The sequence below is a fragment of the Novosphingobium album (ex Hu et al. 2023) genome, assembly GCF_022832385.1.
Classification (GTDB): domain Bacteria; phylum Pseudomonadota; class Alphaproteobacteria; order Sphingomonadales; family Sphingomonadaceae; genus Novosphingobium; species Novosphingobium album.
This window is the reverse complement of record NZ_JALHLE010000011.1, coordinates 130,275-153,517: the sequence shown is the minus strand read 5'-3', so window position 1 is coordinate 153,517 and position 23,243 is coordinate 130,275. Positions and strand designations below refer to the sequence as shown.

19 protein-coding genes are annotated in these 23,243 nt (G+C 64.0%); 11 read left to right on the top strand and 8 right to left on the bottom strand.

Annotated elements, in window-relative coordinates; genetic code table 11:
* Positions 1-63: 63 nt before the first annotated feature.
* The 5 genes from MTR64_RS09655 to MTR64_RS09635 all read left to right on the top strand — a co-directional run bounded on the left by MTR64_RS09655 (position 64) and on the right by MTR64_RS09635 (position 6,509).
* A complete protein-coding gene (locus MTR64_RS09655; RefSeq protein WP_243993229.1) occupies positions 64-1,464 on the top strand; it encodes a helix-turn-helix domain-containing protein in 1,401 nt (466 codons plus the stop codon).
* 321 nt (positions 1,465-1,785) lie between these two features.
* On the top strand, positions 1,786-3,354 hold the full coding sequence (locus MTR64_RS09650) for a class I adenylate-forming enzyme family protein (protein ID WP_243993227.1): 1,569 nt from the start codon (positions 1,786-1,788) through the stop codon (positions 3,352-3,354).
* A 93-nt stretch (positions 3,355-3,447) separates the two neighbouring features.
* The gene (locus MTR64_RS09645) at positions 3,448-4,290 is read left to right on the top strand and encodes an IclR family transcriptional regulator (protein ID WP_243993225.1); all 843 of its coding nucleotides are present in this window, start codon (positions 3,448-3,450) and stop codon (positions 4,288-4,290) included.
* Positions 4,291-4,435: 145 nt separating this feature from the next.
* On the top strand, positions 4,436-5,473 hold the full coding sequence (locus tag MTR64_RS09640; protein WP_243993302.1) for a phosphotransferase family protein: 1,038 nt from the start codon (positions 4,436-4,438) through the stop codon (positions 5,471-5,473).
* A gap of 94 nt (positions 5,474-5,567) precedes the next feature.
* Entirely contained in the window at positions 5,568-6,509 is a 942-nt protein-coding gene (locus MTR64_RS09635) for a GAF domain-containing protein (protein WP_243993222.1), read from the top strand.
* 28 nt (positions 6,510-6,537) lie between these two features.
* Here the strand turns inward: MTR64_RS09635 and MTR64_RS09630 are convergent, their stop codons facing one another.
* The 6 genes from MTR64_RS09630 to MTR64_RS09605 all read right to left on the bottom strand — a co-directional run bounded on the left by MTR64_RS09630 (position 6,538) and on the right by MTR64_RS09605 (position 13,602).
* Positions 6,538-7,827 carry a cytochrome P450 gene (locus MTR64_RS09630; RefSeq protein WP_243993220.1) on the bottom strand — a complete coding sequence of 430 codons (1,290 nt, stop codon included), beginning with the start codon at positions 7,825-7,827 and terminating at the stop codon, positions 6,538-6,540.
* Entirely contained in the window at positions 7,827-9,416 is a 1,590-nt protein-coding gene (locus MTR64_RS09625) for an MFS transporter (protein WP_243993218.1), read from the bottom strand. The genes MTR64_RS09630 and MTR64_RS09625 overlap by 1 nt, the downstream gene beginning before the upstream one ends.
* 48 nt (positions 9,417-9,464) lie before the next feature.
* Positions 9,465-10,664, bottom strand: coding sequence for an amidohydrolase family protein (locus MTR64_RS09620; RefSeq protein WP_243993216.1), 1,200 nt, complete (start codon positions 10,662-10,664; stop codon positions 9,465-9,467).
* A gap of 114 nt (positions 10,665-10,778) precedes the next feature.
* A complete protein-coding gene (locus tag MTR64_RS09615) occupies positions 10,779-11,963 on the bottom strand; it encodes a thiolase family protein (RefSeq protein WP_243993214.1) in 1,185 nt (394 codons plus the stop codon).
* Positions 11,960-12,388 (bottom strand): Zn-ribbon domain-containing OB-fold protein, encoded by a 429-nt coding sequence (locus MTR64_RS09610; RefSeq protein ID WP_243993212.1) that lies wholly within the window; start codon positions 12,386-12,388, stop codon positions 11,960-11,962. The genes MTR64_RS09615 and MTR64_RS09610 overlap by 4 nt, the downstream gene beginning before the upstream one ends.
* A complete protein-coding gene (locus MTR64_RS09605; RefSeq protein ID WP_243993210.1) occupies positions 12,388-13,602 on the bottom strand; it encodes a CaiB/BaiF CoA transferase family protein in 1,215 nt (404 codons plus the stop codon). Before MTR64_RS09605 ends, MTR64_RS09610 begins: the two co-directional genes overlap by 1 nt.
* Before the next feature lie 184 nt (positions 13,603-13,786).
* Here MTR64_RS09605 and MTR64_RS09600 point away from each other — a divergent pair, with 184 nt between their 5' ends.
* Positions 13,787-14,857, top strand: a complete 1,071-nt coding sequence (locus MTR64_RS09600; RefSeq protein ID WP_243993209.1) for an aminoglycoside phosphotransferase family protein — start codon at positions 13,787-13,789, stop codon at positions 14,855-14,857.
* 120 nt (positions 14,858-14,977) lie between these two features.
* Here MTR64_RS09600 and MTR64_RS09595 read toward each other — a convergent pair whose 3' ends face one another.
* On the bottom strand, positions 14,978-17,407 hold the full coding sequence (locus MTR64_RS09595; RefSeq protein ID WP_243993206.1) for a TonB-dependent receptor: 2,430 nt from the start codon (positions 17,405-17,407) through the stop codon (positions 14,978-14,980).
* Positions 17,408-17,812: 405 nt separating this feature from the next.
* Entirely contained in the window at positions 17,813-18,529 is a 717-nt protein-coding gene (locus tag MTR64_RS09590; RefSeq protein WP_243993204.1) for a dienelactone hydrolase family protein, read from the bottom strand.
* Between the two features lie 123 nt (positions 18,530-18,652).
* Between MTR64_RS09590 and MTR64_RS09585 the strand changes: the two genes are divergently transcribed.
* From MTR64_RS09585 to MTR64_RS09565, 5 genes are all read left to right on the top strand, one after another.
* Entirely contained in the window at positions 18,653-19,381 is a 729-nt protein-coding gene (locus MTR64_RS09585; RefSeq protein ID WP_243993202.1) for a TonB family protein, read from the top strand.
* Positions 19,382-19,498: 117 nt separating this feature from the next.
* Positions 19,499-20,542 carry a mannose-1-phosphate guanylyltransferase gene (locus MTR64_RS09580; RefSeq protein ID WP_243993300.1) on the top strand — a complete coding sequence of 348 codons (1,044 nt, stop codon included), beginning with the start codon at positions 19,499-19,501 and terminating at the stop codon, positions 20,540-20,542.
* 37 nt (positions 20,543-20,579) lie between these two features.
* Entirely contained in the window at positions 20,580-21,368 is a 789-nt protein-coding gene (locus MTR64_RS09575) for a class I mannose-6-phosphate isomerase (RefSeq protein ID WP_327194263.1), read from the top strand.
* Between the two features lie 16 nt (positions 21,369-21,384).
* Complete coding sequence (locus MTR64_RS09570) at positions 21,385-21,825, top strand: DUF2721 domain-containing protein (RefSeq protein ID WP_243993199.1); 441 nt, start codon at positions 21,385-21,387, stop codon at positions 21,823-21,825.
* A gap of 96 nt (positions 21,826-21,921) precedes the next feature.
* Positions 21,922-23,196, top strand: a complete 1,275-nt coding sequence (locus tag MTR64_RS09565) for an MFS transporter (RefSeq protein ID WP_243993197.1) — start codon at positions 21,922-21,924, stop codon at positions 23,194-23,196.
* Positions 23,197-23,243 lie beyond the last annotated feature (47 nt).

Sequence of the window (23,243 nt, the reverse complement as noted above, 5' to 3'; positions counted from 1 at the left end):
CTCGTTGTAAAACTTTACAGATTTTCCTTGTAAAGTTGTGCTGTCCTGACAAAATGCCGGGATATGGCAGAAACCCGCCCTCTCTACCTTGGTCCCCGGCTTCGCCGTCTGCGCCGGGAGCTGGGCCTGACCCAGCAAGCGATGGCCGATGATCTCGAGATCTCGCCCAGCTACGTGGCGCTGCTGGAGCGCAACCAGCGCCCGGTGACGGCGGACATGCTCTTGCGGCTTGCGCGGACCTATCGGCTCGACATCGGCGACATCGCGAATGACGAGGGTGAGGACTACGCGCGGCGGCTGGGCGATGTGCTGCGCGACCCGATTTTTGCCGACATCGATCTGCCCGCACTCGAAGTGGCCGATCTGGCGACGAGCTTCCCCGGCGTTTCCGAAGCGCTGCTGCGCCTGCATGGAGCCTATACGCGCGAGCAGCAGGCGCTGGCCGAGCAGCGCGCCGCCGGGCCGGGCGCGGACGAGAATGACCCGGTGCGCGAAGCGCAGCGGTTCCTCGCCGGTCACCGCAATTACTTTCACGCGCTCGATACCCGCGCAGAAGAGCTCGCGGCCGAGATCGACAAGGCGGGCGGAGCCACCGCCTGGCTCGGGGCGAAAGGCGTGCGCGTGCGCCTCCTGCCGCCCGACGTGCTGATGGACTCGCTGCGCCGGTTCGACCGGCACAACCAGCAATTGCTGATCGCAGACACGCTCGATGCGGCCAGCCGGGCCTTCCAGATCGCTACGCACATCGCCCACACTGCCATGCGCAGCGACATCAAGCGGGCCTTGCGTGAGGAGGAGGGCTTCTCCAGCCGGGCCACGGCAACGCTGCTGCTGCGCGCGCTGGCAGGGTACTGCGCGGCGGCGCTGCGGATGCCCTATGGCAAGTTCGCCCGTGCTGCGGAACAGCGCACCTATGACATTGATGCGCTCTGCGCCCTCTTCGGTGTCAGCTTCGAGCAGGCTGCGCACCGTCTCACCACGCTGCAGCGGCCCGGTGCGGAAGGGGTGGGCTTCTTCTTCATCCGCCTCGATGAGGCGGGCAATGTCTCGAAGCGGCTCGACGGAGCGGGATTTCCCTTCGCGGCGCATGGCGGGGGCTGCCCCTTGTGGAGCGTCCATCAGGTCTTCCGCCGCCCCGGTGAACTCATGACCCAGTGGCTGGAACTGCCGGGCGGCGAACGGTACTTCTCGATCGCGCGCACGGTAACGGCAGGCGTGCGCGGCTATGGCCGTCCGCGTGTGATGAGAGCCGTGGCGCTGGCCTGCGCTGCCGAGGAAGCGGGGCGGCTGGTCTATGCCTCGGGTATCGATCCGGCGAGTGCGCCCACGACGCCGATTGGCGTGACCTGCCGGCTGTGCCACCGCGCCGCCTGTACGGCGCGTGCCGTTCCGCCGATCGGGCGGGACGTGCTGGCGGACGACTATCTGCGCACGGCGCAGCCTTATACGTTCGCGGAAAGCTGACCCGCCCCGTTCGGCGTCCTTCTCCTCTTCGTGATTGCGAGCGGCGAAGTCGCGCGGCAATCCAGAGCGTGCGTAAAACGCCCTGGATTGCTTCGGCCTGTGGCCCTCGCAATGACGAAAGGGAAGGTGTGCTTAACTCTTGCGCTTGCACTAGGTGTCAGTATTCCTCAATATCGACACAAGATCTGCAATTTCGAATAGATCGCGGCCCAGCGATGACTGGCTTCGACACTTGTCTTGCCTCTGCGTAGGCGTCAGGATTGCAGAGAGAAGCGGCAGGATTCCGGCGCGGATCACTGCCGAGAGAGAGGATGAGGCACATTGACCACGGATATTGCGAACATCGGCGGACGGGACGGCCCGGGCTCGGCAACCACCTTCCCGCAGCTCGTGCGCGCGGCGGCAGAGGCCTACGGCGATTCGACGGCGGTGGTGCGCGAGGATGGCGAGGAAGTGGTCGAGGCGATCTCATTCCGCGAACTCGATGAAAGCTCGGCTCTGATCGCGCGCGGGCTTGCCGCGCAAGGCATCGGCAAGGGCACGCGCGTCGGCTTCATCTTCGGCAACGGACCGCAGTTCGCGCTGATGCTTGCGGCGATCAGCCGGATCGGCGCGATTGCCGTACCGGTCAGCACCATGATCCGCGCCAACGAGCTGGTGCGCGTGCTGCGCCAGTCGGACGTGCAGGGTCTGATCCTCAACCGCACGATGCTGGGCAAGGACTATGTCGAGCGCATTCTCGAAGCGCTGCCTGAGCTTGAAGGGCAGGAAAGCGGTTCGCTGCGCCTTGCGCGCGCGCCCTACCTGCGCTGGATCGTTTCCACGGGCGAGGGCCTGCCGTCTTGCGTGGCGCCGATGGAGTTCCTCACCGATGCAGCGGCCAGCGTCGGCGAAGACCTGCTGCGCGAGATCGAATCCGAAGTGCACCCCACCGATCAGATGATCGAGATCTACACATCCGGGTCGATGGCGCTGCCGAAGGGCGTGAAGCATCACCACGGCCCGGTCTGCTTCCGCAGCCACACCATGCGCGCGATGATCGAGCACACGCAAGGCAAGCGCGTGCCGTGCATGCTGCCGATGTTCTGGGTCGGCGGGCTGATGATGTACCTCGTGCCCGGTATCGAGGCCGGCTCGGTCGTCGTCTGCACCGACCGCACCCTCAGCAACAGCCGCTTTGCGATGGGCAGCGTGCTCGCCGAGGAAGACCTTAAGTTGATTCAGGGTCCCAGGCCCTGGTGGGGCCTGGGCATGAGCGAGACGCTCGGGCCCTATTCCTGGGGCGACGATTTCCGTGCGCCGGGCTATCCGGTCTGCGCGCCGATGGACCACTTCGGTCCCGGCTACGAAATCCGCATCGCCGACGAGAGCAACCGCCCGGTCGCGGCGGGCGAAGTGGGCGAGATGCAAGTGCGCGGCTATCCGGTCGCCAGTGGCCTCCACAAGATCGAGAAGTCCGAGCACTACACGCCCGACGGCTACTACCGCACCGGCGACATGTGCCTTGTCGAGGATCGGCCACAGGGCCGCCGCATCCATTTCGTCGGCCGCAATGGCGACATGATCAAGGTCGCCAGCTCCAACGTCTCGCCTGCAGAGGTGGAGATGGAGATGCAGTCGCTCGACGGCGTGCACAGCGCCTATGTCGTCGGCGTGCCGGACAAGGAGCGCGGCAACCTGCTGGTCGCCGCCGTCGTCCCGCGTGACGGGGCCAGCCTTGACTTCGACGCGATCGAGGGCGAAATGCGGCGCCGGCTGTCCAGCTACAAGGTCCCGCGCGCCTATGTTGAACTGGCGCGCGAGGATGTGCCGCTGCTCCATTCGAACAAGGTCGCCCGGCGTGAGATCGCGCGGATGATGGCGGAGAAGCTGGGGAGGGTGGAGGCCTGACAGGTCAGCATTCGCTACGATGAACGATTGTTTCTGTTGACGAATGCGGGCCAATGCCCATAGGCATGGTAATTCGAAATAGCGAAAGAACACATGTCGCGTTCCTCCCCCGGCGTTGCCCGCGTCGCCGCCATCCTGAACTTCATTGCCGACCATCCGGGGCAGGCTTTCGCGCTGACCGATCTCGTGCGCGCGCTCAAGCTCAGCCGCGCGACCTGCCACGCGTTGCTGACAGGGCTGGTGGACGAGGGCTATCTCTACCGCACCACCGACAAGACTTACGTGCTCGGCCCGGCGCTGGCGGCGATCGGCCGCATTGCTGCCGAGCATTTCTCGCCGCTGCAGGTCGCCCAGCCGGAAATGCGCCGCCTCGCCGATGAATTCGACGTCGTCTGCGGCGCTTACTTTCTCGAAGGCGAGACCATCCACCTGCGCGAACGTGCCGCCTCGCTGAGTCATGTCGGCTATCCGGTGCCGCTGGGCACGCGCATGCCGCTGCGCTGGATTCAGGCTATGTCGTTCTTCGCCCGCGCCCCGCGCGAGGCCGAAAACTGGGCTGCCCGCACCACGCCAAAGCTCAGCGAGGACCAGCTCGCCCAGTTCCGCGCCGGGCTCGATTTCGTGCGCGAGCAGGGTTTCCTCCCGCTCATGCGCCGTCCCGGTCCGAGCATGGACGAAGGGCAGGGAATCGGCGCCGGCACCGAGGACCCGCCGGTCGTGCCGCAGGTCACGCTGGAGCCGGGCACCGTCTATCCGCTCATGGCGGTGATGGCGCCGATCTACGACAGCCGCAACCGGGTGACCATCTCGCTCGTCCTGGCCGGGTTCCACAGCGCCATGACGGGCAAGGCCGTCACCGAGGCGGGCCGCCGCCTTGCTGAGGCCTGCGAGCGCATTTCCGGCTTCCTCTCGGGCCGCACCGCGCCGCTCGACTGAACTTCGCTCACGCGGAACTCCGCACAGGCGAGGCCGCTCCCCGCTTGACCGCGCCTTTCTGCTCCCTTATCAAATAGCCGAAAATAAATTCATGATGTCGAATTAATTTGGCATCAACGGGAACGGGAGAGGGACCTTGTCGGATGTGATCGTTTCACCCGAAACGCGGGATCTGGAGGAACTGGCGGCGCGGCTGGCCGACTGGCTGTCGGGCAGGCTGCCTCAGGCAAGCGGTATCGCCGTGACCAACCTCGCCTATCCGCGCGGCGCGGGGCAAAGCCATGAGACGGTGCTGTTCGATGCGCGCTGGGATGAGGGCGGCCGCAGCTACGAACAGGGCTGTGTGGTGCGCATCAAGCCCAACAGCTTCACCGTGTTTCCGGACAACCTGTTCGACGAGCAGTACAAGATCATGAAACTGCTCTCCGAGGACGGTCAGGTTCGCGTCGCCCGCCCGCTCTGGTTCGAGGAGGACCCGGGCCTGCTCGGCAATCCATTCTTCGTGATGGAGAAGAAGCAGGGCCGAGTCCCCGTCTCGATTCCGCCTTATGCGCGCGAGGGATGGCTCAGGGATTCCAGCCCCGAGCAGCGCCGCACCTTGTGGCGCAACGCCGTGGGCCAGCTCGCCGCGATCCAGCGCGTGCCGCTGGACGGCATGGCGTTTCTGCAAGGCCCGCCGGGCGCGGCAAGCGGCCTCGCGCAGGAGTGGGACAAGTACACCCGCTTTGCCCGCTGGCTGCAGGAAGTGGAGCCGCTGACGGTGCTTGACGATGCCCTGGCGCGCCTCCAGTCGCTATGGCCCGCGCAGCAGCCCGAAGGCCTCGTCTGGGGCGACGCGCGCATCGGCAACATGATGTTCGACGAGAACTATGATGTCGTCGCGGTGATGGACTGGGAACAGCCCTCACTCGGCGGCGCGCTGCATGACCTGGCGTGGTTCTGCGAGCTTTCGGAGACGATGCACGGGCCCCAGTCGTCCTACGGCGCCCCGCTCGAAGGCATGGGCAGCCACGACGAGACCGTGGCGCTGTGGGAAGAGCTCAGCGGCAAGTCCGCCGAAGGGCTGGACTGGTACATGGAATTCACCCGCTTCAAGATGACCTGCACCGGGATCCGGCTGGGCCACCTGCGCGGCGCGCCGATGATGGACGAAATGGCGATGCGGCGGCGGTTGAAGGTGTGAGGGGCGCCGCGCGCGGCTAAATTAGCGCTGGCGGACAACGGCAAGTCGACCTTATTCTTCATCGGTCCCGAGAATCGTGAGGAGAGGCGATGCGATGCGCAAAGAGCCCTTTATCCGTGCAACCGAGGTGTGGGTGCCGACTTCCGACGGCAAGAACATAGATCTTCAGGCCGGGCTCTATGGCGATCTCGATAATTTTGCAGCGATCAGCAGGGGCATGCGCTTTGCCCATGGCGAGGGGTTGCCGGGCAAGACATGGCAGGCGGGCCACCCGATCGTCCTGAAGGACCTTCGCAATTCCTATTTCCGGCGCGGGGATGCAGCGATGTCCGATGGCTTGAGTTGTGCCGTTGCGGTGCCGACTTTCGCGGACGGGACATTGAAGTCTGTAATTGTGTTCTTCTGCGGGGATGACAGGTTCCGGGTGGGAGCACTCGAATTGTGGAGCAGGCAGGACGGCGATATCGATCTGAACCTGGTCGATGGCTATTTCGGCCGCGCGGAAAAGTTCGAATTCACTTCGCGCAACACCAGTTTTCCGCGCCGCATGGGTTTGCCTGGCCGGGTGTGGGACAGCGGCCATCCGGAAATTCTGGACGACTTCGGGCGCGGCAATATGTTTCTGCGCCGGGATGCCGCCGAGAAAGTCGGCATCAATCGCGCGGTCGGCATCCCGTGCTCGTCCACTGGCGACAAGCCGTGGGTCCTCACATTCCTGTCCGCGCAGAACTCGCCGATCGCCGGGCGCTTCGAGATCTGGACCAAAGATGGCACGAGCGGCGGCTACCGTTTCGAGCACGGATTTTGCGAAAGCGGTGAGGATCTGAATTCAACCTATGCGGGCACGCTGCTGCCTGCCGACACTGGCCCGATTGCAAAGGCGGCAGCGACTGGCGTCCCTTCGATCGTGGACGACATCGGCGCGGAAACCGGTCCGGCCTTTGTCTCGGCCAAGGGCGCGGGTCACAAGTCGATGGTCGCTTTGCCGATACCGGGACAGGCCGATTTCGACACCGTACTGGCGTGGTTCGTCTGATTTCACGATAAGCGCAAAGCGGACGATTTCAGCGCAGCAGCACCGGCAGGCCAGAAGGCCCGCGTTGCTCCAGCCCGCCGGTCATGAATGGCGCGGGGGCGCTGGGGTCTAGGCGCAGGTTCGGGAAGGCGTCGAGCAGGGCGTTGATCCCGCGCGCCATTTCCACGTGGGCGACGTTCATGCCGAGGCACCGGTGGGTGCCGAGGCCGAAGGCCATGTTGGTCAGCTTCGGGCGGTGGATGTCGTAGGCGTCGGGCCGGCCCCACCGCGAGGGATCGCGGTTGGCGGGGCCGAGGCCGAGTTCGAGCACGTCGCCGGCCTTCAGCGCGTGGCCATGGAAATCGATGTCCTCCAGCACCAGCCGGTAGTGGAACGGCGCGGTCGGGTCCCAGCGCAGGCCTTCCTCGATGGCGTCGCCGACGAGATCGCGGTTGGCCTTCACTTGCGCGAGCTGCTCCGGGTGGGTCAGCAGCGCGAACAGCGTGATGCCCATCTGCCGCCAGGAAGTGCCGCCGCCCGCCACCATCACCAGTTTGGCATGGGTGGTGATCTCCTCGTCGGTCAGCGGGCGCGGGGGCTCGCCGGGCAGGCGCAGCACGGCGTCGATCATGAAGCTGACGAGGTCGTCCTGCGGCGCCTTGCGCCGGGCGGTGACCAGATCGTGCAGCAGGCTCTGGACCAGTTGGCCGTTGCGCATGCGCTCTTCCATGGTGACGCTGCGGCTGGCGCTGGTGCTGTTGAGATAGGCGTGGCGGAAGCGCAGTGCCTCGTCGCCGGCAAGGCCCAGCGCAGTGGTGATCGTATAGACCGGGATGCGCGCGCAGTATTCGATGTTGAGTTCGGCGCGGTCCTCACGGCCGAGCCGTTCGATCAGGCGTTCGATGATGCCGTCGATGGTCCTGGCCCGCCACCAGCTGAGCGCGTTGGCCATCTGGAACATCGGCTGCACGGTGCGGCGGTAGGCGCGGTGGCGGGGCGGGTCGAGTTCAAGCAGGCCGGTGCCTTTCTCGCCCACTTTCGGGTCCATCTGGACCTTGTTGGAGAACACTTGCGGGTTGCGGAAGGCGACCTCGCACGCTTCGTAGCTAAGCACGGTGTAGTGCTGGCGGCCCACGGCGTTCTGGTGACGCTCATATGTCATGGGCAGGCCGAGCAGCTCGCGCAGCTTACCCTTGTGGACCGGCGCGGCCGCGCGCAGGGCATGGATGTCCTGCGTCACGTCGCGGTCGATGAAATTGCCCATCGCCTCGGCCTCGCGGCGGACGTCGTAAAGCTCCTGATAGAGCGGATCGTCCGCCGTGAGGACGTCGTCTTGCATCACGCCGTGTCCCTTACGGAGGGCTCGCCCGCGGCCGCCGCCAGCGCAAGGCGCGCTTCGGGCGTTTCGCCGGGCAGGCGCCTTGCTGCCAGCCAGAGGAACACCATGGCGACAGGCGCCAGTACCAGCAGGCTGAGCATTCCGGTTGTGAGCGAACCGGTAACGGCGCTCACCTTGCCGGCCCAGTACGGCCCGGTGCCGGATGCCACGACGATGGCGATCAACGAATAGCAGGCAGCCGCCGAACCGCGCATGCGCGGCAGGACGAGGTCCTGCACCAGCGCAGCCGTCGCGCCGCTCCACATCGCGCCGAACACGCTGACGGCGGCGTAAGCGGCGAGGAACAGTTCGAGGTCGGCGACGAGCAGCATGACCAGCACGCTGGGCAGGGTGCCGCTGATCGAGATCGCCGCCATGCCCAGCGGGGCGCGGCGGTCCACCTGCTTCCACTTGTCTGCGATCCAGCCGCCGGCAATGACCCCGGCAATGGCGCCGACGGTATGGATCACGCCCAGACGCAGGCCCAGTTCACTGGGATTCATCGCGTGGGTGCGCATTGCAAAAGGGGCGGCCCAGACGTTGATGGCACCGCCCACGCAGGCGATCAGCGCGGTTGCGCCCATGGCATAGAGGAACGTGCGGTCGCCGAACGTGAGCGCGAAGAGCGGCCGGTCGCGCAGTGACTGGATCTGCCCCCAGGTCACCACGACATAAGCGCCCGTGCCGAAGGCTATCCACTGGGCGTAATCGCCGGTCGCCATGACCAGCAGCGCTGCCGCCACGGCAATTCCCGCGAGAATGGCGAGGTTGCGCCGCAGGGCCCTCTGGCCGCCTTCCCGCGCGACGGTCAGCAGTGTGAAGGGCGGGAGAGAGGCGGAAAATTCGCGGATGATCACGCCTGCCGAATGGCTCCCGCCGCTGGCCGTCCGTGCCGGCTCGCGTATCATCAGGAGCAGCAGGGCAAGCGGGAAGCCGGGCAGGCCGACCGCGAAGAGCGCGGCCTTCCACGCGGCGAGATCGCAGGCCCCGGCGATGGGCACCGCGACGCACATGCTGGTGGACCAGTGCTGGAGGAAATAGCCGCCGACCGCCATGGCGAGCGCGCCGCCCAGGAATGTTCCGGCGAGGTAGACGCCCAGCGCCAGTGCACGGTTGCGGGCCGGGAAGATGTCTGAAAGCAGGGAATGCGAGCAGGGATTGGCCGCGGCCTCACCGACACCCACACCGATGCGCGCGGCGGCGAGCGTGACGAAGTTCGTCGCCATGCCGCCCAGCGCGGTCATGCCCGACCAGAGCGCGAGGCCGAAGGCCATCACCTTCTTGCGGCTCAGCCGGTCGGAAATGCCGCCCATGGCGACCCCGACGATGGAATAGAAGATGGCGAAGGCCGTCCCCAGCAGGAACCCGAGTTGGGCATCGTCGAGCCTGAGATCGGCCTTGATCGCTTCGGCCAGAATCGAGACGACGAAGCGGTCGAGATAATTGAGCAGGTTTGCCGAAGCGAGAAGGGCCAGCGCAATGTAGGCCGAGGCCGGGATCGGTGTGGCCGCAGCCGTCACCGATTCCCGGTTCAATGATGTCGTCGCCACACCTTTTCCCCCGGCGCTGTTGTCGTTTTGGCAGCTTGGACGGTGTTGTCAGTCCAGACCTAGCAGCTTGCGGCAATTGCCGTTGATGATGGCCTTCACGTCCTCCTCGGGCACGCCCGCGAAGTCGCGCTGGATGATGGCGCGCGATTTCGGGAACGTGGTTTCCGAGTGCGGATAGTCGGAGGACCACATGATGTTCCTGCCGCCGGGCAGATCACGGCACAGGATGCCCGTGCGGTCCTGGATGAACGAGCCGTAGACGTTGCGGTCCATGTAGTAGCTGGGCGGGTTCTTGATCGGGCACTGGGTCCAGAAGCGCTGCTTTTCCCAGGTGCGGTCGTTGTATTCGGCGAACCACGCGAACCAGCCCACGCCGCTTTCCATCGAGCCGATCTTGAGGTCGGGGAAGCGGTCGAACACGCCGTTGTAGATGAGGATGCCGATCGGTTCGGCCATTGCCAGCTTGCTCATCGGCATGTCTGCCAGGAAGTATTCCTTCTGGCCGAAACGCGGCACGCGCCCGCCGAGGTGGAATGTGATGACGATGTTGTTGTCGACGATCGTCTTCCACAGCTTGTCGAAGGCCGGATTGGAATACTGCAGCTCGCCCTGCGGATCGCCGGTCAGCGCGGACACCTGCCCGTCCTTGAGGTTCTTGATGCCCGAAGAGGTCTTCCAGGCATCGGGGTTCTGCGGAAAGGCCGGCAGGTTGACCGCGCGGAAGCCCTTTTTGGCGAGGCGTTCCACATGCTGGCAGGTCTCGCCGATGTCGCGCATCGGCACATAGCCGACCGGGAACAGCCGGTCGGGCGCGACCGAGCAGAAGTCCATAACCCAGTTCTGGTAAGCCTCGTAGCTGGCGACGTAGAGCTCGTTATCGAACGAGCCGAGCGGGCCGCCGCCGAACAGCAGCGCCGCGTCCATGCCATCGGCGTCCATGTCGCCGAGGCGGGTGGCCGGTTCCCAGACCTTTCGCTGATCCGCGAGTCGGCCCTTCATCTTGAAGGTTTCGCCGCTGCGGCCGGCCTGGTTGTTGATCATCATGAAGGGACGGCGGTTGCCTTCGAAGCAGATGTAATCGGCATCCTCGGCGTGCTCGATATACGGCGCGCGGTCCTTGAGGTGCGAAGGCAGGTAGTCCTTCCACATGTCATGCGGCGGATCGATGTGGGCATCTGCATCGAAAATGGGGCCGTAGGTCCACTCGGTAACCTGTCCGTCCCGGATTGCCGGATCTGCTTCGCTCATTTCCCGTGCTCCTCTCCTGCCGTTTACCGGCTATGCGTATAAATTCGAAATAACGAACTAACTATCGCAATAACGAACGATTCTGTCAAGGTCACGACTCGATCTTCGTTGCGGTCAGTCGCGCCGGAGGATCATTGCGCCGTATCCGTAGCCGCCGTTGGAGATCACGCAGGTCTTCGCATCGCGGACCTGCCGCCCGGCGCCGCGGCCCCAGAGCTGCACGGTGGCTTCGTGAATGTGCCCGTAGCCATGGAAACGCCCGGCGGAGAGCTGGCCGCCGCCGGTGTTGAGCGGCAGTTCGCCATCGAGCGCGATGCGCTGTCCGCCCTCGACGAAGCGGCAGGCCTCACCTCTGGGGACGAGACCGAGCGCTTCCATCCACATCCACACGTGGATCGAGAAGCCGTCGTAGATCTGCGCGCAGTCCATGTCGGCGGGTTTCAGGTCCGTGCGCTGCCACAGCATCTCGCCCGCCCTGTGCGCGGCGGGGATCGAGGTGAAATCGCCCTCGTAGCGGCCGGCCCACAGGCCGCCGACGGCCATGCCCATCGATTCGATGTGCAAGGGCGGGTTCCTGAGATCCTTCGCCGCGTCGATGTGGGAGACGACGATCGCGGTCGATCCGTCGATATGCGAATCGCAATCGAACAGCCGCAGCGGCGTGGAGATCACGCGGGCGGCCAGATAGTCTTCCAGCGACAGCGGCTTGCGGTAGACGGCGTTTTCATTGAGCGCGGCGTTGCGGCGGCCCGACACCGCGATCATGCCGAGCTGCTCCTCATTGGCTCCGTATTTCTCGAAATAGGCCTGCGCGTAGAGCGCGAACGTGTTGATTGGCGAAAGGGCGTTGTAGGGCACGGTCCAGGCATTGTTGCCATCCACGCGGCTGCGCGATCCGGCCATCAGCGTGGACTGGCGCGAGGCCAAGCGTGCGGTCGCTTGCGCCACCGAGCGGAACACGACGACATGCCGGGCAAGGCCGCAGGCAATTGCGGTGATCGCGTTGAAGATCGGCGCCATGTGGCTGAAGCCCTCGGCCGAAGCGAGGATCCAGCGCGGTTCGATGCCCAGCACCGCGGCCGCCTCGGACGGGCTGACCGGAGCGATGCCGCCGCCCTCGGACGACTTGCCCGGATAAGTGGCGATACCGTCAATGTCGGAAACCTTGAGCCCGGCATCGGCAATCGCGGCCAGGCAGGCATCGGCGGTGAGCTGCAAGGCCGTACGGGATGAGGGGCGTCCGACCTCGGACTGTGCGGCGCCAGTGATGCAGGTGAGTTTTTCGGGATAGAGCGTCATGCCGCGTCCTCCCCGGCATCAGGGCGGAACATCGGCAGCCAGACATCGTCGTGCTGCTCGAATTCGACGGTCACCGCCATGCCGACGCGGGCGGCTTCTGCCGGCGCGAGAAGGTTGGTGAAGACGTAGAGCTCGCGCTGTTCGGTCAGTTCCACGGCGGCGAACACGAACGGCACTTCAAGGCCGGGCACCCATGGTTCGTAGTTGATGGTGTAGCTGGCGATCCGCCCCTTGCCCGAAACCGGCGCGGGCGCGACAGCCTCGCTTCCGCAGCACGAACAGCGCGGAAAGGGCGGGTGCTGATAGATGCCGCAGTCTGCGCAGCGCTGGATGCGCAGCACGCCTTCGGCACCCGAGGTCCAGTAAAATGCCGTATCCGGTTCGAGTTCCGGCAGCTTGCGGGCAGGGGGGGGCGTCTGGCTCATCAGAACACGACGCCCTGAACCTTGAGGTCGATGATCTCGTCCTCGCTGTAGCCGAGCCCTTCCAGCACGGCATCGCTGTCGGCTCCGAGACCGGGAGACCGGCGGGTGGGCAGCGCCTGCCGGTCGAACAGCATGGGCACGCTGACGAGGGGCACTTCGGTGCCGTCTCCGTAATTGACGCGCTGCAGGTAGTGGTTGGCCTGAACCTGCACGTCGTCCTTCATTTCACCGACATGCTGGACCACGTCCCACTGGCCGTCCTGCTGTTTCAGGATCGCCTTCCATTCCGCGAGCGTCTTGCTGGCGAACAGCGCCTTCACGTCCGTGAAGCAGGCATCGAGGTTCTCGCGCCGCGCCGAGGCGCTGGCATAGCGCGGGTCGGCGGCAAGATCCGGCCGGCCCGCAACCTCGCAGAACCGGGCCCAGTACTTGTCGGCCTGCAACATGCACAGTGCGACGAAGCGGCCGTCGCTGGTGGCGTAATTGTGGACCAGCACGTTATATGGCTTCATGTCTGCCGGGCGGGGGAACTTGAGGATATCGTTGTCCGTCGCCTGGGCGATGAAGCGCTGCATCGACCACATCGCGGTGCCCAGCAGCGATACATCGACTTCAGAGGCCTCGCCGGTCATCGCCCGCTTGGCGATGGCCGCTGAGACCGCACCGGCCAGCATCGAACCTGACAGCGAATCGCCGAAAGCCGGCCCCGGCGGTCCTACCGGGCGTTCGGCCCCGTCCTCGGTGACGGAGGAGCTGACCCCGCCCCGTGCCCAGAACGTAATGGCATCATAGCCGCCCTTCTCGCCCTCGGGACCATTCGGGCCAGAGGCACTGCCGCTGGCGTAGATCAGCTTCGGGAAGGCCGCGCGCAGCGTATCGGCATCGATTCCCATACTGCGCCGTGCCGGGGGCAAGAGGTTGGTGATGAACACGTCGGCATCTTCGAGCAGCTTCATCAGCACGGCGCGCCCTGCTTCCTGCTTGAGGTCCAGCGTGATCGAGCGCTTGCCGCGGTTGTACGATTCCCACGAGTAGTCGAGCTGGCGTTTGCCGCCTTCGGTGCCGCCGATCTGCAGGCCCCGGATCGGATCGCCGGTGGGCGGTTCAACCTTGATGACATCCGCGCCCAGATCGGACAGCATACCGCCCGCGACGGGCACGAATGCCCACATGGCGACTTCAACGACTTTGATTCCTTCCAGCGGCTTGCCCATGGCGGCTCCGGCCTCTCCCTAGTTTTTCGCAGTTTCGATCGCTTTGCTGCGGCTGTCCAACACCGATCGCCCAAGGGGCGTCACGGCACGTCAATAATTCTCTATTATGAATGATGGACCGAAATAGCGAATTACGTCAAGGTGGGGTTCAGCAGAATCCGAGAAACACCGGAAAGGGAGATGCATGTCTGAAGTTCCGAGCCACGCCCGTCCGTCCGAGCCGAAGGTTGCAGTTCCCGCGACGTTGGCCGAGGCACTCGATCCGGCCTGGCTGACACAGGTGCTGTCCGAATATTCCGGCGGCAGCGCCGTTGCTGCCGTCGAGCAGGTGGAAGTGATCCGCACGGTCGCCACCAAGGTGCGCTTTGCCGTTACCTTCGCCGACGGGCTGATGGCCAACTTCTGCCTGAAGGGGTTGCTGGACGTCGACGCCATGACGGCACGCGGCGGGCCGACTTGCGTGCTGGAGGCGGATTTCTATGGGAAAGTGGCGCCTGTCCTCGACATGCGCGTGCCGACGGCGGTAGCGACGGTCATTGACCGTGAGGCGCAGCAGGCAGTGACGGTGATGCGCGATCTGATCGTCGATGGCGCCACCTTCTGTTCCGCGCTCGATCCCTTCACTGCCGACGACGCGCTGATGAGTCTGGATCAGCTTTCAAGACTTCACGCGAAGAGTGCGTTTCTCGGCGGCGCCGGCTGGATCCGGCCCCGCGCAGCGGAACTGGCGAAGATGACTTACGTCACGCCCGAAATGCTGCAGGAACTGCTCGACGGCCCGCGCGGCGACAATCTCTTGCCTGATGTGCGCAGCGCGCAGAACCTCGTCGCCGCGATCAAGGCGCTGGCGGACCGCGACGGGGCCCGGCCGCAGTTCTTGATCCATGGCGATGCCCATGCCGGGAACATCTTTCGCACCACCGAAGGCATGGGCGTGATCGACTGGCAATTACTCCAGCGCGGCGGCTGGGCGCTCGATGTCGCCTATCACATCAATGCCGTGCTGCCGGTGGAAACCGCCGAGGCCGAAGAGCGGCGTCTGCTGGATGAATACCTGGCGATGATGCGCGGCCATGGCATGGCGATGCCGGACGCGGAGGAGGCCTGGGCGCAATACCGGGAGGGGGTGACTTACGGCTATTACCTCTGGTCGATCACCCGGCGGGTCGATCCGCCGGTCATCGTGCAGTTCACCGACCGGCTGGGAAGGGCGGTGATGCGGCACGGCAGCTTCGGATTGCTGGGCATTTCCTGACGCGTCCCACAAAGCAAAGCACAGCAAAAGGGCCACGCTTCCCTGGGAAAGCGTGGCCTTTCAGTCGGCTCGGCAGCCGGATTGTGACCCGCATCTCGCAGGATGCGGGTCTTTTATGGCTTATTGTCCGAAGTTGTACTTCAGGCGGATGCCGTACATGCGCGGGGCACCGTACATGAAGTCGAGGATGCCCGAAGAGTTCCAGCCGCCACCTGAGGCGACGCGATACTTCTTGTTTGTCACGTTCTGCGCGAACACCGTGACATCGAAGCCGGTGCCGCCGATGTTTGTCAGGCCGGCGTTCAAGTTGAGCAGGCTGTAGCTTGGCAGCACGGCCACGCTGTCAGCCATCTGCTTGGCCGTGTAGGTCCACAGCGCGCTGGCGTTGAACCCGGCGAAGTCGCCAAGTTCTGCTGTGAAGTCTGCGCCAAGCGAAACCTTGTGCTTTGGCGAATAAGTCAGCGAACCGCCAACGTCCCCGTTCGGGAGAATGGCAGCGAACGGACTGTCTGCCGACAACGTGGGTACGACCAATGACTTAAGCTTGGTGTCCAGATAGGTATATCCGGCCGTCAGACGCAGGTGATTGAAGAGGGTGAAGCCGGTGTCGACCTCGATCCCCTTGATCACCGACTTGCCCGCGTTGATCAACGCGGCACCGCCTGCAAGACCTGACGATGCCTTGGGGATCAGCGCGCCGAAAATCTGCTGATCCTGGAAATCGTTGTAGAAAAGCGCGATGTTGAAGTAGCCTGGGATCGAGCCGCGCACGGTCACCTTGCTGCCAATTTCATAGGCATCGACCCGTTCCGGCCCCACTGTCTCGATGCCAGGGTTCGTGAAGTTCACGGCGCCCTGCCGGTAGCCGCGGGCATACTTGGCGTAGAACAGCATGTCCGGCGTCGGCTTGTAGTCGAGGTCGATCAGCCATGTCGGCTTGTTCGACTTGTTGGTGATGTGTGTGCCGCAGGCAGAGGTATCACCGCCGTTCGTGATCAGGTTGACAGTCGGGTGGTTCAGGCTGTCGTTGCAGCTTCGCGCAAACAGGACCGTTGATCCGCCGAGATAGGCCGGAAGCGTGCCATAAGTGTAGCGATTGCTTTCCGCATAACCGTTGATCGTGTCGAAGGTCCAGCGGCCGCCGACGGTCAGCGCGAACTGGTCGGAGAAGTTGTAGGTTCCCTGCGCGAATATGCCGTGGTTGTCGAAAGCAAGCCGGGTGCGCGATTCCGAAATGATCGCACCAGCCAGCGTCATCGCCGGCGAGCCGGTGAACAGGGCATTTGCCGGCAGCGGGATGAACGGCAGGCCGCCGACGCAGCTCAGCGTTCCCGGATCCGTGCAATTGCCATAAATACCGGTGCGCTGCTGGTTGTAGCCGATGGGGCGGCTGAATTCGAGGTAACCGCCGACCACGAAGTTGAATTTGCCGTCGGCAGAACGGCCTTGGAGCTGCAGTTCCTCGGTTGCAGTGCTTTCCGCGGCAGCATCGTGGCCCGGTTGAATGCCCAGCGTGATGTACTGGAAGGGTGTGGTGGTGCCGGGAACCGTGAAGTTGTCGCTGTAGAGCGAGAACGCGGCCTGCTCGCGGTATTCGCCGTAGCTGGCGATGTTCTTGATCGTGAGCGTGTCGCTGGCCTGCCACGTCGTGGTGTTGATTACCTGCCACGTCCTGAGGTGAATGCGCGGGTCAGCGAACCCGACATCGACATCGAGCTGACCGTCCCCGCGCGCCGTTTGCCGGGCAATTTGTGCCGAACACGCCAGCGTCGTGAACGCGCCCAGACCCGGTGCGGCGGGATTGCAGTCTTCATAATGCGACGCGTAGCCGTTGGTGTCGGAATCGCTGTAATGGAAGAGCGTGTAGTTTTCGAGATCGGGGGTAAGGTCCGCGACGATGCCCAGGCGGACATAGGTATAGTCGACATCGTTATAGGCGTCGGGGCCGGTGCCCGAGTGATTCTTCATATAGCCGTCGCGCTTGTTGCGATCGACCGCCAGGCGCACCTTGAAGGTGTCGGCCAGTGGCACGTTGAACATGGCCTGGACGCGCTTCTGGTCGTAGTTGCCGTATGTGCCTTCGATGGAGGCTTCCAGCAGGTCGGTCGGCTTTGCCGGAACCAGCAGCACGGCGCCGCCCGTGGTGTTGCGCCCGAACAGGGTGCCTTGCGGGCCTTTCAGTATCTGCACGTTCTGCAGGTCCGTGAAAGCGCCTGCCGGAACAGTGTTGCCGCCTGCGGTGCCGCCTTGCGCGCGCACGCCCACGACGTCGGCAAAATAGACGCCCACGGTCGGTGCTGCGGCAGCGTCCTGGTTGAAGCCGCGGAGCGAGAAGGTCGCCTTTTCAGGTCCGTAGCGGGTGTTGACTGACAGCGAGGGCGTCGTCAGCGCTAGGTCTGACGCGACTGCGATGTTTCGCTTTTCGATCTGATCCCCGCTGTAAACCGTCATGGAAATGGGAACGTCCTGCAGGCGTTCCTCGACGCGGCGGGCCGTGACGATGATTTCGTCGGGATTGGCCGCCGACGAACTCTGCGCAAGTGCGGGCATCGCAACCGACGTTCCCGCAAATGCAACTCCAAGCATCAATGCAGATTTGAAATTCCTCGCCAGCATGGTCTTCTCTCTCCCTCCGGAAACTCTGTTCTCACGCAACAGCAACAGGAACATCGGACGGCCGCCTTTCACGGTCCGCTTCCTTCGATTAGCTTTGTGGAGTGTATGGATTGGCGCAATCCGCGTTCAGGCGGATTCCCCCCATGTCTCCCTTCAGCTTCCTCAATCCCGATGTGCCGGTTGCCGGCATCCTTCGTTTTTCGTTGATGTGCAGACTACTGGAGTCGCTTTGGGATGCAAGCAAAAGTGAAGCAGATACGTTCTATATGTCGAATTTAATGTCGTAAGAATGAATTTATGTGACGTACTGTGACGTACGAGTAACACCCTTCGGGAAGTCTACTGGCCGATCTTCTCGGCCAGCATCGCCAACGTGCCGCTCCAGGCAATTCGGTGGGCAAGGGGATCATAGGCGATACCTTCTGCGACTCCGTCGTGATCAGGATCTGTGAATGAGTGTTGGGCTTTGGAGAACAGCGTGATCTGATAGCTGGCCTCTGCTCCATCGAGTTCTGCGCGCAATGCGTCCAGATCCGCGGCAGGTGCGTAGGGATCGTGCCCTCCGGACCACACGGCGATCTCGGCTCGCACTTCGCCCGGGCGGGCCGGAGCATGGGTCGTCAACAGTCCATGATAACTTGTCACGCAGGCGATGGCAGCGCCGCTGCGGGCGAGTTCCAGCACGCACTTCCCGCCGAAGCAGTAGCCGATCGCGGCCATGTGATGCGGGTCGACGCCGGGAAGATCTCGTACTGTCTCGAACCAGGCGACGACACGCTCGCGCAGCAGGACGGGATCGGCCATCAGCGCCGCGAAATATCCTCCAGCCGCTTGCGGGCTCGAGATGTCTGCGCAGATGCCGTACATGTCTATGCCGACGGTGAGATAGCCAAGGTCAGCCAGTTCGCGCATCGCGTTGCGAAAGCTGTGGCCGGGGCCGGTGGCGCCCGGAAACATCAGGATAGTCCCCCGCGTTGTCCCCTGACCGGGCCCTATGACGAATCCTTCCATGGTAACGTCGCGGTGCTGGCAACGAAGCGGTTCGAACGTGCCCATGTTTGTGGCCTCCCATATTGTCGAAATAATGAATAATTGTTCTGAAATTGGAATGCATTGTGCTGCTGCACTTGTCAAAGTGCGTCGTTGCCGTGTCATGGGTCGCCATGGCATGGCTGCAACATGACGCAGGCCGATTTCCGCATGGAACGCCGCAAGCGGCTGAGTGTGGCAGCCTTGGTGCTGCTTGTGCATCTGGTGCTCGTCGCAGGCCTGATCCGCGCCTTTACGCCCCGGTTTGCCGCCAGCGTCGTCGACAGCGTGACGCAAGCATTTTTCGTTTCGCTTCCGCCGTCGCTACCGGAACCCGCCCCGTCTCCCTCGCCAAGCGCTGCGCTTCCGGTTGAGCAGGGGGCTGCGGGGGCGCCGGGGCGCAAAGCGCAGCCGCGGGAAGCTGCTGCTCCCGAAGCATCCATTGCGTTCAAGCCGACTCAGGCCCCGCCGGTTGCGGGCACCAGAGATGAAAATACCGCCGGTGCCCGCGATGATGGCGGGGGCACAGGTGCTTCAGGAACGGGCATGGGCACGGGCGGCGGCACGGGAGGGACTGGACAGGGTGGAGGAGGTCAGTCGGCGCCTACGGTCAAGGTCAGGGGGGATATCAATTCAGCGAAGGACTACCCACGTGCCAGTCGCGGCCTTCGGATCGGAGCTTCGGTCACCATTGATCTGACGGTTGGCACGGATGGCCGCGTCAAGGCATGCCGGGTCGTGCGCCCCAGTCCCGACACGGAGGCCGATCGCATTACCTGCGATCTTGCCACGAAACGCTTTCGTTTCCGGCCCGCTACGGACGCACAAGGAAATCCGGTCGATGCGATCTACCGATGGCGCCAGCGATGGTTCTACTGAATGCAAAGGCCGTTCTAGCCATTAAGGTGAGGGAGGTAGCCTGAGGGGGCGTTGCATTGAAACCTGTTGGCGGTAATAGCTGCAGTACTTCGAATGCCCACTATCAAAGCGGGGGAAATGCCGATTATCGTTCCTGTAATCCTGTGTGGTGGCAGCGGAACGCGCCTCTGGCCGCGTAGCCGGGCAAGCAAGCCGAAGCCATTTCTACCGCTCGTAGGTAACAGCACTCTGTTCGAGGCTGCACTGGCACGGTGCCCGGCTAATCTCGGCTTTGCGCCTCCTGTCGTTGTGACGGGGCAAATGCATCTCGATCATGTCGAGCAGCAGTTGGGGCCTGTCGATGGGGCGGAGATCATTGTCGAGCCTTCGGCCAGGAACACGGCGGCAGCCATCGCCTTGGCGGCCTGCCGCCTTCCGGAAGACGCCGTTATGCTGATTTGTCCCAGCGATCATCACATCGCGGACGCGCAGGCCTTCGCAGATGCCGCGCTTCGTGCTGCCGATCTGGCACGTGACGGCTGGCTGGTCTCCTTCGGGATCGAGGCGACCGCGCCGGAAACCGGATTCGGTTACCTCAAGCGTGGCGAGCCGATCGAGGGGGGCGGCTATCTTACTGCCCGCTTTGTCGAGAAGCCGGATCTTGCACGGGCCCAGAGCTTCCTTGCGGAAGGCGGATATGCCTGGAACGGCGGTATCTTCGCGTTCCGGGTAAAGGATTTCCTGAGCGACCTGGCGGCTCATCGTCCGCAGATCGCCTCGACTGTCGCGGCCGCAGTTGCCAAGGGTGCCGTGGATGGAAGGCGGTTCCATCCCGATGCCGAAACATTCGCCTCGGTCGAAAGCGATTCCGTAGACTACGCGGTGATGGAGAACACGAAGCGCGCCGCGATGGTTCCGGTGAATATGGGCTGGTCCGACATCGGTAACTGGCACGCGCTTCACGAAGCACTGCCACGCGATGCCAATGGCAATTCCGTGCGCGGGAACGTCAGAGCCGAGCTTGTCGATTGCCGCAATGTCCTGATCGACAGCGACGGCCCGCGCGTATCGGTGATCGGCCTCGAAGACGTCATCGTCGTCGTCGATGGCAACGACGTGATGATCACGACTGTGACCGGCGTGCAGAAGGTGGGCAAGCTGGACGGTGCAGTGAACCAGTGAGGGAACTTGCGTAGTGGGCGCACTTCCGATTCGGCACGTGGAAAAGCCATGGGGCAAGGAGGTGCTCCCGTGTCCCTTTGCCGCGCCTGCCGGGCAGCGCATCGGCGAGATCTGGTTTGAGCCGCCCGAGCAATTGCCCGACCTGCTGGTGAAATATATCTTCACCAGCGAAAAGCTCTCGGTGCAGGTCCACCCTTCCGATGCGCAGACGCTGTCGAAGGGGATCGGCCGGCAGGGCAAGGAAGAGTGCTGGCTGATTGTGGCCGCCGAACCTGGTGCGACGCTGGGCATCGGTTTTGACTGCGCGATGGGCGACGATGCAATGCGTACGGCAGCGTTGGACGGCTCCATCGAAGGCTTGATGACCTGGCATGATGTGAAACCGGGGGACTTCTTCTACATCCCTGCAAACACCGTTCATGCCATCGGCGCGGGCGTCAGCCTGATCGAAGTACAGCAGAACTCCGACATCACTTATCGGCTGTTCGATTATGGCCGCCCGCGCGAGCTGCACCTGGAAGAGGGCGTGGCCGTTTCCAGGGGAGAGACTTACGATCTCACCGCGTGGCACAAGACGGTCCCGCCGCGCGGGACGCAGGTGCTTGTTGATGGGCCGCTGTTCCTGCTCGATCAGGTCGAGGGGATTCCGTCGGAGGAAATCTCGAGGCGTTACCCCGGTCCCTTGCTGGTGATCCCGCGCGAGGGCGTGGTACAGGTGGCCGGTGAAACCATTGCACCGGGCAGTTGCGCGCTCGCTCCCGCTTTGCGGGACGTTGCATTCGCTGAAGACGGCGTATGCCTGCTCGCCAGAGCCTGCGCTGCCTGATAGGAGCAAGGGCGTCATGATCGCCCAGACCATCCAGCTCGCGCTTGCCCCGGTGTTCATGCTGGTGGCGATCGGCAATATCCTCAACCTGCTGACGACCCGCCTTAGCCGCGTCGTTGACCGGGCACGGGTGCTGCAGGACCGCTACGCTTCGACGATGGAGGCCGAACACGACCTTGTCGTTCTGGAGATCCGGACAGTCGATGACCGGATCCGGCTGATCGGCATCGCCATGCGTTTGCTGGTGCTGAGCGGGCTGTTCATTGGCACCACGGTATTCCTGTTGTTTCTGGAAGAACTGGTGGGCACCGAAATCCGGCTGGTGGCGGCGGGAACCTTCATTGCCGCGCTGACGCTGCTGATGGTGGGGCTGGTGCTGTTCCTGCGCGAGACCCAGATCGCGGCCGCCAGCCTGCGCATTCCGCGGGACTATCTGGAACTCCACCGCAAGCTCTGAGGCACACGGGCCATCGCCGGGGCGGGGCTGGTGCCGGGCAGATTGCCAATTTGTCACTCCCATCTAGGCTGTGCCTGATAGGGAGGACTTGTCCGGATGGAAGGCAGCGCGAGAACGCAGGCGCAGGAATGGTCGTCGGGCTGGACGCTGGTGCTGGCATCGGCAATCGGATTCTCCTTTTTCTCGGTGCTGCTGTCGGCGGTCGGGCTGTTCATGGAGCCGCTCAATCGCGAGTTCGGCTGGGACAAGTCGGTGCTGTCCGCCGGGCCCGCAATCGCCACCGGGGTCACCGCGCTGCTCTCGCCCTTCTACGGCGCGATGATCGACCGCTTCGGTTCGCGCCGTCTCGCGCTTCCCGGCATCGTTATCACCATGGCGGGCACGGCCATGTTCGGACTGGCGGACGGCAGCCGCACGCAATGGTTGCTGATGTGGGCGCTGTTCGGGCTGATCCTCACCTCGATCAAGTCGACGATCTGGACGACGGCAGTGGCGGGTGTCTTCGAAAAGGGGCGCGGGCTTGCACTGGGGATCGTCGTTGCGGGCACCGCGATCGCGCAGACGGTGGTGCCGCCGCTCGGCAATTGGCTGATCGCGACGACCGGCTGGCGCGGCGCCTTCTTCTGGCTGAGCGCGGGCTGGGGCGGATTGACGCTACTGCTGTGCTGGCTGTTTCTCTACGACGCGCACGATCGCCATGCGCGCGCCGCTGCCAGCCGGGGCGAGGAGGCTAGCGCACGCGGTAGTGTGTCGCTGCCCGGGCTGACCAAGGCGCAGGCCTTGCGCAGTCCGGCGCTGTGGATGGTGGCCGCGTCTACCTTCGTCGTCATGCTGCTCACGATCGGGCTGGGAATCCACCTGTTCCCGATCCTCACTGAAAGCGGAGTCCCGCGCGAGACGGCGGCATGGATGATGTCGCTGGGCGGCATCGCCGGCGTCGTCGGCAAGCTGGCCACCGGTTCGCTGCTCGACCGGTTCCGCCCGAACTGGATCGGGGGCCTGACCATGGGCGTAACGGCCGTGACGTTCTTCATGCTAGACCGATTCATCGAATCGACGACGGCGGTGATAGTGGCCGTCGTCATCAACGGTTACGCGGCGGGGACCAAGATGCAGATTTGTGCCTTCCTGACCGTGGGCTTTGCCGGAATGCGCAATTTCGGTTCGATCTACGGCGTGATGTCGGCGCTTGTGGCGCTGGGGTCGGGGCTTGGGCCGTTCGTGGCAGGGCGTATTTACGATACCATGGGAGGCTATGGCCCTTTCCTGTGGCTTGGCGTCGTCGGGTGCACCTTGGGCGGCGCGCTGCTGATCCTTCTGCCGCCTTATCCACGGTGGCAGGATGGGAACGAAGCCAAGGCCTTTTCCTGATCCCCACTCCCTTGTAACGGAACCGCCATAATCATGGCGGCGACAAT